Below are 12,725 nucleotides of genomic sequence, written 5' to 3'. Positions count from 1 at the left end.
GGTGGATATTGATTAACTACGTAGTTGACAAGATCAAAACGATCCTCTCTACCATAGTTTTCATGAGCGAACCGATGACCAAACTCTCGCTGGAGCCGCTGGTGCAGGCCTGGGAAGCGCAGGACAGCGCGGCCCAGGGCACGACGAAATATGCCCGCCTGGCCGAAGCCTTCGGCGACTGCATCGAAAGCGGCGCCTATGCGCCCGGCGGCCACCTGCCGGGCGAGACGGAGATCTGCGCGGCGCTGCCGCTGGGGCTTTCCACCGTGCAGAAGGCGCTGTCGCAGCTGGTGGAGCAGGGGCTCATCGTGCGTCGCCGCAAGGCGGGCAGCTTCATCGCCGATCAGCGCCATCAGGTGCCCGAGGTCCACGTCTACCGGTTCCGCGATCCGCGCACCGGCGAGATGATGATGCCCTATACCCGCATGGTGGGTGTGCAGCGCGTGCCCACGGCCGAGTTCGGCCCGCTGCTGACGGGCTTCGGCTGCGAAGAGGCGATCCGCATCGACCGCCTCGTCTGGGTCACCGGCGAGCCGCCGGCCTTTTCCTCGCTCTTCCTGCGCCCCGAGCACGGCGGACACCTGCCGGGCCAGTCGCTGGAGGCGCTGCACGGCATTTCCTACCACCGGCTGCTCTGGGAGGACTTCCGCGTCCGCACCCACTCGGTCCGCCACTCGGTCAGCGCCGACCTGCTGTCGCGGCAGGCCTGCGCCAGCCTCGACCTGGCCGCGCCCCATGTGGGCATGGTCTGGGATGCCTACGAAGAGGACCGCGAGGGCGTGCTGCAACTCGTCCAGCGGTTCGAACTGCCCCGTGGCCACAGGCCCATGGAACTCATCGAAAGCAAGGCCGGGTTCTGACCCGCCCCTTGCTCCCGACACCACCAACAATCGAACGACCAACAGGAGAACGACATGAAACGCACCCTCATGATGACCGCATCGCTGATGATGCTGGCCGCCCCCGCCTTCGCGGAGTGGAACCCCGATGGCCCGATCCGTCTGTGGATCGGCTATGGGGCCGGTGGCGGCACCGACGTGCAGGGCCGCACGCTCGCCAAGGAGATCGAGGCCAAGCGCGGCTGGCAGGTCATCCCCGAGAACAAGGCCGGTGAAGACGGCACCGTGATGTCGGCACAGCTGAAGGGCGAAGAGCCCGATGGCCAGACCCTCGGCTTCGCGATCACCACGACCTACGACTTCGCGCCGATGAACTCGGACAACCTCACGCCCGAGGATTTCACCTACATCACCACCACCGCAGGCTCGCAGATGGCCGTGCTGGCGCGCGCCGAAAGCGGCTGGACCTCGATCGAGGACATGGCGGCGGCGGCCGCTGCCGGTGAGCAGATCGTCTGGGCCAACTGGGGCACCCAGGTGGAAGCCGGCGCCGAGATCGTCGCCCGCGCGCTTGGCATCCAGGTCAACCACCTGCGCACCAAAGGTGGCCGCGGCGCGCTGAATGCGCTCGTCTCCATGGACGCGAATGTCGGCTGGGGCGGTGGCGTGCAAAAGCCGCTGGTCGAAGCCGGTGAGCTGGTGATCCTCGCCTCCGCCGAGAACGGCCCGGTGGCGCTCGCGCCCGAACAGCCCACGCTGAAGGACCTCGGCGTCGATCTGAACCTCGGCTACCAGTACATCATCACCGCGCCCGCCGGTATGCCCGACGAGATCCGCGACGAGATCGCCGGTGTCGTGGCCGAGATCCTTGCCGATCCGGCCAGCGAAACCCGCCAGTTCATCGAAAAGCAGTACCCGCCCGCGCCGATCGTCACCCAGGGTGCAGAGCTGCGCGAGCAGATCCTGACCACCTATGACGCCAACGTCGCCATGATGAAGGCCCTCGCAGAATGAGCGAACGTCCCGTGGAAACCGATGCCGCCCCCCAGGGGGGCGGCCGCTGGAACCTCTGGCTCGGGCTTGGCACGCTGGTCTTCGCCGCCGTCTGCCTGCTGATCTGGTTTCCGCGGGACATTGGCAGCGGCTTTCTCCAGACCAACCTCACGGGGCGTCTGGTGCCGGGCGATGCCTTCTTCCCGATCCTGCTGGTGGGGCTTATGGTCCCGCTGGCGCTGCTCCTCGTCTTCAGCCAGCTGCGCGGCGGGACCGCCCGCGGCGGCGAGGCGGTGGGCGACATCAGCGGCGCGAACCTCCTGTTCCTGCTGCGCGCGATCCTCTTCGTCACCGTTTCCCTTCTGGTGATGAACTGGACCGGTCCGGCGCTGGTCTGGCTGACCAACACGCTGGGCCTGACCGAGGTCAGCGGCTACCGCGCCGTCTCGGGCACCTTCCCCTTCCGTGCCAGCGGCTTTTTCGTCGGCGGCACGCTGCTGACCTCGGGCTTCATCCATACCACGCGTCACGAACTGCGCCCGCGCGACATCCTCGTCGCCGCGCTGACCACCGCGGTCCTGATCCTGATCTTCGACGGCCTGCTCGACAACGTGCAGCTGCCGCCCAACGCCGACCTCTGAAGGAACTTCCATGGACCTCGTGCTGCAATACATCGGCCTCGGCGTGACCTCTGTCTTCACCGGGGCAGAGGGCGGGCTCTGGCTCATGCCGCTGGCCATGGTGGTGGTGGGCGTGCTGGTGGGCATCCTCGTCGGCGCCACGCCGGGCCTGTCCGGGCCCTTCGCCATGGCCATCGCCCTGCCGGTGCTGGTCTCGATCTTCGGCTATTCGAACGAGGCGCTCTATCCCGTGCTGGGCTGTCTGGTGGGGATCATGAAGGGCGCCACCGTGGGCGGCGCCGTGCCCGCGATCCTCTTCAACACGCCCGGCACGCCAGATGCCTTCCTGACCACGCTGGACGGCAACCCGATGGCCCGCAAGGGGCTGGGGCGCAAGGCGATCCAGACCGCGCATTTCTCCTCGGTGATGGGCGACAACTTCTCGGACATCGTGCTCTTCGTGGCGGCCCCGATCATCGCCGTGGGCGTGGAGCGGGTGCTGGGCCTGCCGGAGAAATCCGCGCTGATCATCCTGTCGCTGTGCTTCATGGCCGCCGTGGTGGGCGGGGCGCCGCTGAAAGGGCTGATCGGCGGGCTTCTGGGCATGTTCGTCTCGCTCGTCGGCTCGACCTTGTCGGGCAACGGCCCGCGGCTGACCTTCGGCATCCCCGAGCTGGGGGGCGGCCTGCCTCTGACCTCCTGCGTGCTGGGTGTGCTGGTGCTCTCCGAGGTGCTGATCTCGATCGAGGACATGCGCAACGAACGCCGCCGGCAGACCACGCCGCCCGAGGCGCCCGAGATGGGGCCCAAGCTGACATGGGGCGAGCGCGGGCGCATGCTGCCCGGCATCCTGCGTGGCGCGACCATCGGCACGCTGATCGGCGCGCTGCCCGGCATCGGCACGACCACCGCCGCGACACTGAGCTACGACACCGCCAAGCGCCGCTCGAAGGAGCCAGAGAGCTTCGGTCAGGGCAACCCGCAGGGCGTGGTGGCGACGGAATCCGCCAACTCCGCCGTGTCGGGGGCCAACCTGATCCCGGTGATGAGCCTCGGCATTCCCGGCAACTTCGCCGCCGTCTTCATCATCCTCGCGGTCGAGACCATCGGCGATTTCGCCTTTGGCCCGCAGGTCTTCCGCTTCACCCCGATCCGCGAGATCGAGGGCTTCGACACGATCCTGAACAAGGACCTCGTCATGGCCTTCGGGCTCTTCACCATGATGGTCATGGCCAATGCCGTGAACTGGACCGTGGGCGGCTTCCTCATGGGGCTTCTGGGCTATCTCGTGCGCATCCCCAAGGACGTGATGCTTCCGGTGATCCTGACCGTGTCGCTGACCGCGGCCTATGTGCAGGACGGCGGCTACCTCGGGCTGCTGAGCGCCTGTGGCTTTGCCCTGATCGGCTATGCGCTGCGGCGGCTCGACATCTCGATCCTGCCCTTCGTGATCGGCTTCCTGCTGGCGCCGACGCTGGAGGGGCTGGTGCGCGGGGCCTATACCGCCTCGGGCGGGGATGCGCTCTTCCTCGTGAAATCGCCGATTTCGCTGGTGATGCTGGCGCTGTCGGTCTTCCTGCTGGTCCGCATGGTCCGGCAGGCGCGGCGCGCCTGAGGCGACCGCAGACCAGATCGCGCGCCCTGCAATCCCGGGCGCGCCGAGACGGGCAGTAGCCGGGGGCGTCGTCCCCGGCTATGAAGTTCCCGAAGAGGCCCTTTCAAGGCCCGCACTCGACACTCCGAGGAGACAACCGAATGAACATTGATCCATCCACCCTGCTGACCCTGATCGCCGTGGCCGTGGGGGCCGGTATCGTGGGCGGCGTGCTGGCGGGCCTTCTGGGGGTCGGCGGCGGCATCGTCATCGTGCCCGCGCTCTACTTCGCGCTTTCGCTGACGGGGATGGAGCCGGGCCTCGTGATGCAGGTGGCCGTGGGCACCTCGCTGACCACGATCATCTTCACCTCGCTTTCCTCGGCTTCGGGCCACTACAAGAAGGGGGCGGTGGACTTCTCGCTGCTGAAGCTCTGGGCCCCTTCGATCCTCGTGGGCGTCTTCCTCGGCTCCGCCGCGGGCGGGCTGATCGACGGGCGCATCCTGATGGGTGTCTTTGCCGTGGTCGCTGCCGTGGTGGCGCTGAACATGGTCTTCGGCAAGAAGAAGACCGAGGTGGAGCCCAAGGGCTTCTCCAAGCCGGTCTGGGCCGGTTTCGGCATCTTCGCGGGCGCGATTTCCTCGATGATGGGGATCGGGGGCGGGACGGTCTGCGTGCCGCTGCTGAACATCCTCGGCTATGACATCCGCAAGGCGGTGGGGACCTCGGCGGCCATTGGGCTGGTGATCGGTCTGCCGGGCGCGATCATGTACGTGATCACCGGTCTCGGGGTCGAAGGGCTGCCGCCGTTCTCGCTGGGCTATGTGAACCTCGTGGCGGCGGCGGTGATCATTCCGCTGACCGTGGTCTTTGCCCGCGTCGGCGTGGCGATCGCCCATTCCATCCCCCAGCGGGTGCTGCAACTGGCCTTCGGCCTGTTCCTCGGCCTGACGGCGATCCGCATGGCGCTGGACCTCTACCACTCGCTCTGAGCGGTTCAGGTGACGTGAAAGAGGCGGGGGTGTCGTGGGACGCCTCCGCCTTTTTCGTGTCCGTGTGGTTCACGCCTGAGCGGCACCCCTCGATATGCCCCGCCCGGCCGACAGGCCGGGCAGCGCCGACCCGCCCCCATGGGGCGGCGCTAGTGCGCCCCCCCCGCGGGCCGGCGCTGCCCTGCGCGAGAGATGGAGAGGGGCGAGGCGTCACGTTGGGCGTGCCCGCACCGATTAAGCGGGTCGTGCCGCCCTGCGGGGCGGGGTGTCTTGAGGGGGAGATCAACCGACCGGGCAGGGCCGACCACGCCTGATCCCCCAAATCCCCCGGAAACTTCCCGCTTTCCGCCGCTCCCTTTGTTGACGCGGGCGGGCGGCGTGATAAACCCCTGCCACCAGTTCCAGGAGCCACCATGAACCTCTTTTCCGATATCCGGACCGTCGTGATCTCTGCCCTCGAGACGATGATGGCCGAGGGCCGACTGCCCGAGGGGCTCGACCTCGCCAATGTCGCGGTGGAACCGCCGCGCGATGCCGCCCATGGCGACATGGCGACCAACGCGGCCATGGTGCTGGCCAAGCCCGCCAAGATGAAGCCCCGCGACATCGCCGACGACCTCGCCGCCCGGCTGCTGGCCGATGACCGCATCGCCACCGCCGAAGTGGCCGGCCCCGGCTTCCTGAACCTGCGCCTCGCGCCCGCCGTCTGGCAGGGCCTCGTGGGCCTCGTGCTCAAGGACGGCGCCGCCTTCGGCAAGTCCGACCTCGGCAAGGGCAAGAAGATCAACGTCGAATACGTCTCCGCCAACCCGACCGGGCCGCTCCACGTGGGCCACACCCGGGGCGCGGTCTTCGGCGATGCGCTTGCCTCGCTGCTGGATTACGCGGGCTACGACGTGACCCGCGAATACTACATCAACGACGGCGGCGCACAGGTCGACGTGCTGGCCCGCTCCGTCTACCTGCGCTACCTCGAAGCCCACGGGCAGGAGGTCACCTTTGCCGATGGCACCTATCCCGGCGACTACCTGATCGAGGTCGGCGAGGCGCTGAAGGCCAAGGTCGGCGAGGCCTATATCGGCCAGCCCGAGGAGGTCTGGCTCGAAGAGGTGCGCGAGTTCGCCACCGACCGGATGATGGACCTGATCCGCGAGGACCTGAAGGTGCTCGGCGTCGAGATGGACGTCTTCTATTCCGAGAAATCCCTCTATGGCACCGGCCGGATCGAGGCCGCGCTGGCGACCCTCGAACAGAAGGGCCTGATCTACGAGGGCGTGCTGGAGCCGCCGAAAGGCAAGGTCCCCGAGGATTGGGAACCGCGCGAACAGACGCTCTTCAAATCCACCGAACACGGCGATGACGTCGACCGGCCCGTCAAGAAATCCGACGGCGCCTGGACCTACTTCGCGCCCGACATTGCCTACCACTACGACAAGATCACCCGCGGCTTCGACGCGCTGATCGACGTCTTTGGCGCCGACCACGGCGGCTACGTCAAGCGGATGAAGGCGGCCGTTTCGGCGCTCTCCGATGGCAAGGTCTCGGTCGACATCAAGCTGTGCCAGCTGGTGAAGCTCTTCAAGAACGGGGAACCCTTCAAGATGTCCAAGCGGGCAGGGACCTTCATCACCCTGCGCGACGTGGTCGATCAGGTGGGCCCGGACGTGACCCGCTTTGTCATGCTGACCCGCAAGAACGACGCGCCGCTGGACTTCGACTTCGACAAGGTGCTGGAGCAGTCCAAGGACAACCCGGTCTTCTACGTGCAATACGCCAATGCCCGGGTCTGCTCGGTGCTGCGCAAGGCCGTCGAGGCGGGCATCGCGGTGGATGACGCCACTCTGGCGGCCGCTGACCTGTCGCTGCTCGACCACGAGGCAGAGATCGCCGTGGCCAAGAAGATCGCCGAATGGCCGCGCCTTGTAGAGATCGCCGCGCGCACCAACGAGCCGCACCGGGTGGCCTTCTACCTCTATGAACTGGCGGGCGATCTGCACGGCCTGTGGAACCGCGGCAACGACGATATGTCGCTGCGCTTCCTTCAGGAGGACAACCCGGCCGCATCGCAGGCGAAAATCGCCCTCGCGCGGGCCGTGACCGTTGTTATTTCCGCAGGCCTTGGTATTCTTGGCGTGACCCCGGCGGAAGAGATGCGTTAACAATCCGCGCCTCCGTCGGTCGAGCAGTTCGGACAGCCGGGACCAACCCGGGCACGAAGGTGAGGCACATGGCGGAGTATCAGGCGGACGGGGCTTACGAGGCCCCGCGTGGCGTTTCTGTACAGACGATGGTGAACTGGATGGGCGCAGCTGCGTCCGTCGCCCTTGTGGCCGGGATCGGCTACTGGGGATACAAGATGGTCATGCGGGACGTCTCGGGCGTGCCTGTCGTCAAGGCCATGGAGGGCGAGATGCGTGTCGCCCCCGAGGATCCGGGCGGGCAGCCCGCCGCGCATCAGGGCCTCGCGGTCAATGCGATCGCGGCCGACGGTGTGGCGGAGAAACCCGCCGACACCCTGCGCCTTGCCCCCAAGGCGATGACCCTGCGGGCCGAGGACGTGCCCACCGGGGCGATCCCCTCCGAAGAGACCCGGGCACTGGCCGCCGCCAGCGAGCCCAAGCCTGACGCCAACCGCATGGCCTCGATCCAGGCGCTTGCCGACCGGCTGGCACAGGGCGCGGCCCCGCTGTCGGGGCTGCGCGCCGGGACCGATCCCGCGACCAACGGGCCCGCGGCGGATGCCACCGTGGCAGATGCGGCCGGGGAGGAGCCCGAGGTGATCGACCTGACCGAGGGCGGGATGACCGCGGCCGATGCCGGGATCGACGCCCAGACCATCGTGGCCGAGACGCAGGAGCAGATCGCCGAAGTCGTGGCCAGCTCTGACGCCGACACGCCGGAAGAGAAGGCCCTTGCCCTCGCGCTTGCCACCGCCGCGGCGGAACAGACGCTGGAGGAAGAGGAAAAGGAAATGAACACCCCGCAGGAAGGCGCCGTGTCGCATTCGCTGCGGCCCAAGACCCGCCCGGTGCAGCTGGCCTCGGTGATGGCGAGCGCCACGTCGACCATGGCCGCCGAGCCAGAGGCGGCAGAAGCGGCCGAGGCCCCCGTGGTGGCAAGCGGCGGGCTTGACGTGGCTGCGGGCGACGTGCCCCCGGGCACCCGCCTTGCCCAGCTGGGCGCGTTTGAGAGCGCCGAGGTCGCCCGCTCCGAATGGGATCGCCTGAACGGGCGGTTCAGCGAATTCCTCGACGGTAAGCAGCGCGTGATCCAGCGGGCCCAATCCGGCGGGCGGACCTTCTACCGCCTGCGCGCCATGGGCTTCGAGGACCTCGCCGATGCGCGCCGTTTCTGCGCGGCCTTCGTGGCCGAGAAATCCGACTGTATCCCGGTGGTGTCCAAGTGAGCAATTTCGGCGCAACGATCCTCGATGCGGAGGGTCTCCGCCTGACCGAGGCCGAGAAGCGGTTCTTCCGCGACGTGCGGCCCTTCGGCTTCATCCTCTTTGCCCGCAACATCGACACGCCGGATCAGGTCCGCGCCCTGACGGATGAGATCCGGCAGGCGGTGGGCCACGATGCGCCGATCATGATCGACCAGGAGGGCGGGCGCGTGCAGCGCCTGCGTGCGCCCCAGTGGCGCGAATGGCTGCCGCCGCTCGATTTCGTGGAGCGCGCGGGCGAGAACGCCGACAGCGCCATGCTGCTGCGCTACCGGATCATCGCCGCCGAACTGCGCGCCCTTGGCATCGACGCCAACTGTGCCCCCATGGTGGACGTGGCACAGGCCGATACCCATGCCTTCCTACGCAACCGCTGCTATGGCGACACGCCCGACCGGGTGGCCGATCTGGGCCGCGCCGCGGCCGAGGGGCTGTTGCAGGGCGGGGTGCTGCCGGTGGTGAAACACATCCCCGGCCATGGCCGCGCGGTGGCCGACAGCCATTTCGACCTGCCTCATGTGACCGCACCGCTCGACGCCCTCGACAGCGTCGATTTCGCCCCCTTCCGGGAGCTGCGCGACCTGCCCATGGGGATGACCGCCCACATCGTCTATGACGCCATCGACGACCGCCCGGCGACGCTGTCACCCGACGTGATCGGGGTGATCCGGGGCCAGATCGGCTTCGACAACCTGCTGATGACTGACGACATCTCGATGAAGGCGCTTTCGGGCACGCTGTCGGATATCACCCGCGACAGCCTCAACGCGGGCTGCGACGTGGTGCTGCTGTGCAATGCCACGCTGGCCGACCGCGCCCGGGTGGCTGGGGCCGCCGGAGAGATGACGCCGATGGCGCAGCTCAGGGCCGAGCGGGCGCTTGCCGCGCGCAAGACACCGGCCGAGGTTGACATTGCGGCGCTGGACGCGAAGCTGGAAGAGCTTTTTGCCACGTCCGGGGCCTGACTTCGCCTGATGACACCTGAATGACCGAACGGGATCTCTTCGAGGAGGACGAGAGCCGCTCTGTTGCCGAACGTCTGGCAGCGGAGGCGCTGATCGTCGATGTGGACGGGTTCGAGGGGCCGCTCGACCTGCTGCTGACGCTTGCCCGGACGCAGAAGGTGGACCTGATGAAGATCTCGGTCCTGCAACTGGCGCGCCAGTACCTCGCCTTCGTGGAAGAGGCCAAGCGCCTGCGGATCGAACTGGCGGCGGATTACCTCGTCATGGCGGCCTGGCTGGCCTTCCTGAAATCGCGTCTGCTGCTGCCGCCCGATCCCGAGGAAGAGGGGCCCTCAGGCGAGGAACTGGCCGCGCACCTGGCCTTCCAGCTGGAACGGCTCTCGGCCATGCGCGAGGCGGCGGCACAGTTGATGGCGCGGGATCAGCTAGGCCGGGACTTCTTTGCACGTGGCCAGACCGAGCAGGTCGAGCGCGTGCGCCGCGTGAAATACACCGCCACGCTGCTGGACCTGATGCAGGCCTATGCGCGCATCCGCACCAAGGACGATTTCCGCCCCTTCGTGATGGATCGCGACAACGTCTTTACCATGGAACAGGCGCTCGACCGGATGCGCGGCATGATCGGCTTTGCCGGGGCCTGGACCGATATTTCCTCCTACATGCCCATGGGTTGGGACAAGGACCCGATGCGCCGCCGTTCGGCCACCGCCGCCACGTTCGCCGCCTCGCTGGAACTGGTGAAGGAGGGCAAGGCCTTCATTCGCCAGTCCGAGACCTTCGCGCCCATCCAGCTGCGCCGCAGGGACAAAGACAATGAGTGACGAGACAGAGAACCTCGCCGGGGAGGACGCCGTCCTGCCCCCCGAGGCCGCGCAGGACACGCTCTTCGAGGCCCCGCCCATGGCGGAGCAGGAGCGCATGGTGGAGGCGATCCTCTTCGCCTCGGCCGAGCCGGTGACCGTGGCCGACCTGAACGCCCGCCTGCCGCATGGCTGCGACGGGGCCACCGCCGTGGAACTGGTGCGCCGCCGCTACGAGGGCCGGGGCGTGCATGTCGTTCGCGTGGGCGAGGCCTGGGCCATGCGCACGGCGGGTGACCTCGCCTTCCTGATGCAGAAAGAGACCGTGGAGATGCGCAAGCTCTCCCGTGCGGCGATCGAGACGCTGGCGATCATCGCCTACCACCAGCCGGTGACCCGGGCCGAGATCGAGGAGATCCGCGGCGTCTCTGTCTCGCGCGGGACGGTGGACCAGTTGCTCGACATGGAATGGATTCGCTTCGGGCGGCGCAAGATGACCCCGGGGCGGCCCGTGACCTTCGTGGTGACGCCGCATTTCCTCGACCATTTCGGGCTGGAAAACGCCCGCGACCTGCCGGGGCTCAAGGAGTTGCGCGCCGCCGGTCTGCTCGACAACCGCCCGCCGCCGGGTCTGCACCTCGTGGAGGACGATCCCGAGGACGACGACGGCGAACAGGGCGAGATGTTCGAGGAGTGACCGGCTGCGCCCGGGCCGAAAAGAGGCCCCAGAGTGCCCCGGTGCATCGGCCCGCCGGATCTGCTATTCTGACGGCAGAGCAGAAGAGGCACCCCCGATGAACACCGAAGGACTGATCCGCATGTTGCTGCGCCGCTTTGGCATGCGCGCCGTCAACAAGAGCATCCGCACTCTGGGCCAGAGTGGTGGCCAGAGCGGCGGCAAAGGCGGGCAGGGCGAGCCGATGACGCCTGCGCAGCGCAAGCAGAAGCAGCAGGCCCGTCAGGCCGCGAAACGCGCCCGTCAGGCGGCGCGGCTCACCCGGCGTCTGGGTAAGTTCTGAGCCCCCGCGCGGGCACCAGCACCTCCGCGAGGCAGAGCCCGAGCGCAAGCGCCGAGACCGCGGCGCAGCCCATCATCCCGAAGGCGTCGTAGACCGGGCGGTAGAGCGCGATGGCCACGCTCACCGCGAGGTAGGTCACGGCGGAGTTCAACCCCATGATCGCGCCCCTCTGGCGCGGCTCCAGCGCGGCCAGCCGCGAGACGACGTAGTTCAGACCAAGGTGCTGGATCACGCCCCAGACCACCGCGAAAAGCGCCAGCTGCCAGAGCCCGCCCGACAGCAGCCCAAGTCCGAGGTAGGTCAGCGCCAGCAGGCCGAAGACCCAGATCCCCGCCACCCGCATCGACAGGCGGTCGATCCACGGGTCCGCGAAGACCGACAGGCCGAACCCCACGCCATAGCCCAGCACGACCCAGCCGGTGCCCGTGGCCCCCAGCCCGAGGTGGTCGGCCACATGGGCGCCGAGGAAGCCGAAGGCGCCGTAGAAGCCGAACATCAGCAGCCCGGCGGAGAGCAGCCCGCGCGGCACGCCCTCGACCCGCAGCGCGGTCAGCGGCGAGGTGCGCGAGACGGCCACGCGCGGCACCGAAAGATCGCTGCGCAGCATCGCCACCAGCAGCACCGCCATGCAGGCCGCCAGCACTGCGTAGACCGTCCGCCAGCCCGCCGCGCCCGCAAGGAAGCCCGAACCCGCCACGCCCGCCACCAGCGCCAGCGTCCAGCCCGTCAGCACGAGGCCGGTAGAGCGTTTCTCTTCGCCCGGCGGGCCGACCTGCGGCGCCAGCGAGTAGATCGCCGGCAGGGCCATGCCCGCGCCGATCCCGCCGATGGCCTGCGCCACGGCCAGCACCAGCAGGCTGGGCGCCAGCATCGAGGTGACCAGCGCCACCAGCAGCAGCACGACCGCCTGTTTCAGGGCCTTGTCCGGCCCGATCATATCCGCACGCGGCGCCAGCAGCAGGGCAGAGCCTGCTGTAGACAGCCCGAAGGCCGCCACCGCGCGGGTGATGTCCGCCGGCGCGCCGCCGAGGTCGGCTGCGACCGCGGCGGTGATCGGGGCGAGAACCATGGAACTGCCGCCCACGACGCCGATGGCACCGGTGAGCAGGGCAAGCTTGCGGGGGATCATGCGGGGAACTCCTGTTGCCGCGCGACACTACAGCCGAGGCGCGCGGAGGCAAGAGGAGCCGCACAGGTATGGGGTACAAGGGCGGGGCTGCAGGACGCCTGCGACCGCCGATGATCCCGTAAGTTCAGCGCACGCTCGCCTGCACCCAAGACCCGTCTCGTCCATCGAAATCGCCAGCGTCCCCCATTTTCTTGCCCCAAATATCCTGGGGTCCGGGGCAGCGCCCCGGGTCTGCGCAACAGGCCCCGCGCGCGCGGGAGGGTCTCATCGGCCGCAGCCGTCTCCCGTCGCCGGCCGCCTGTCGCTCCCAACGTCAGCCCCGTTTCGCACCC

Annotated in this window: 12 protein-coding genes; 11 read left to right on the top strand and 1 reads right to left on the bottom strand. The window is 68.3% G+C overall.

Going from position 1 to position 12,725, the window contains the following annotated elements:
- The first annotated feature begins 62 nt into the window (after window positions 1-62).
- The 11 genes from LCM32_RS05350 (at window position 63) to LCM32_RS05300 (ending at window position 11,264) form a co-directional block, all read left to right on the top strand.
- On the top strand, window positions 63-860 hold the full coding sequence (locus tag LCM32_RS05350) for a GntR family transcriptional regulator (protein WP_224820033.1): 798 nt from the start codon (window positions 63-65) through the stop codon (window positions 858-860).
- Between the two features lie 54 nt (window positions 861-914).
- Window positions 915-1,853: a tripartite tricarboxylate transporter substrate binding protein gene (locus LCM32_RS05345; protein WP_224820032.1), complete on the top strand. Its 939-nt coding sequence runs from the start codon at window positions 915-917 to the stop codon at window positions 1,851-1,853.
- Window positions 1,850-2,473: a tripartite tricarboxylate transporter TctB family protein gene (locus tag LCM32_RS05340; RefSeq protein WP_224820031.1), complete on the top strand. Its 624-nt coding sequence runs from the start codon at window positions 1,850-1,852 to the stop codon at window positions 2,471-2,473. Before LCM32_RS05345 ends, LCM32_RS05340 begins: the two co-directional genes overlap by 4 nt.
- A 10-nt stretch (window positions 2,474-2,483) precedes the next feature.
- Window positions 2,484-4,067, top strand: a complete 1,584-nt coding sequence (locus LCM32_RS05335; RefSeq protein ID WP_224820030.1) for a tripartite tricarboxylate transporter permease — start codon at window positions 2,484-2,486, stop codon at window positions 4,065-4,067.
- 140 nt (window positions 4,068-4,207) lie between these two features.
- Window positions 4,208-5,038, top strand: coding sequence for a sulfite exporter TauE/SafE family protein (locus LCM32_RS05330; RefSeq protein ID WP_224820029.1), 831 nt, complete (start codon window positions 4,208-4,210; stop codon window positions 5,036-5,038).
- A 413-nt stretch (window positions 5,039-5,451) separates the two neighbouring features.
- Window positions 5,452-7,197 (top strand): arginine--tRNA ligase, encoded by a 1,746-nt coding sequence (gene argS, locus LCM32_RS05325; protein ID WP_224820028.1) that lies wholly within the window; start codon window positions 5,452-5,454, stop codon window positions 7,195-7,197.
- Between the two features lie 68 nt (window positions 7,198-7,265).
- A complete protein-coding gene (locus LCM32_RS05320) occupies window positions 7,266-8,444 on the top strand; it encodes an SPOR domain-containing protein (protein WP_224820027.1) in 1,179 nt (392 codons plus the stop codon).
- Window positions 8,441-9,445 carry a beta-N-acetylhexosaminidase gene (nagZ, locus tag LCM32_RS05315; protein WP_224820026.1) on the top strand — a complete coding sequence of 335 codons (1,005 nt, stop codon included), beginning with the start codon at window positions 8,441-8,443 and terminating at the stop codon, window positions 9,443-9,445. Before LCM32_RS05320 ends, nagZ begins: the two co-directional genes overlap by 4 nt.
- Before the next feature lie 20 nt (window positions 9,446-9,465).
- Complete coding sequence (locus tag LCM32_RS05310; RefSeq protein WP_224820025.1) at window positions 9,466-10,266, top strand: segregation and condensation protein A; 801 nt, start codon at window positions 9,466-9,468, stop codon at window positions 10,264-10,266.
- Window positions 10,259-10,942 (top strand): SMC-Scp complex subunit ScpB, encoded by a 684-nt coding sequence (scpB, locus tag LCM32_RS05305; protein WP_224820024.1) that lies wholly within the window; start codon window positions 10,259-10,261, stop codon window positions 10,940-10,942. Before LCM32_RS05310 ends, scpB begins: the two co-directional genes overlap by 8 nt.
- 97 nt (window positions 10,943-11,039) lie before the next feature.
- The gene (locus tag LCM32_RS05300) at window positions 11,040-11,264 is read left to right on the top strand and encodes a hypothetical protein (protein WP_224820023.1); all 225 of its coding nucleotides are present in this window, start codon (window positions 11,040-11,042) and stop codon (window positions 11,262-11,264) included.
- Here the strand turns inward: LCM32_RS05300 and LCM32_RS05295 are convergent.
- Window positions 11,239-12,393, bottom strand: a complete 1,155-nt coding sequence (locus tag LCM32_RS05295) for an MFS transporter (protein ID WP_224820022.1) — start codon at window positions 12,391-12,393, stop codon at window positions 11,239-11,241. The two genes, LCM32_RS05300 and LCM32_RS05295, sit on opposite strands and share 26 nt — an antisense overlap.
- Between the last annotated feature and the right edge of the window lie 332 nt (window positions 12,394-12,725).

It is taken from the genome of Pseudooceanicola nanhaiensis, assembly GCF_020171315.1.
Classification (GTDB): Bacteria; Pseudomonadota; Alphaproteobacteria; order Rhodobacterales; family Rhodobacteraceae; genus Pseudooceanicola; species Pseudooceanicola nanhaiensis_A.
Note: the sequence above shows the minus strand (reverse complement) of the source record. Positions and strands in the feature narration are given on the sequence as shown.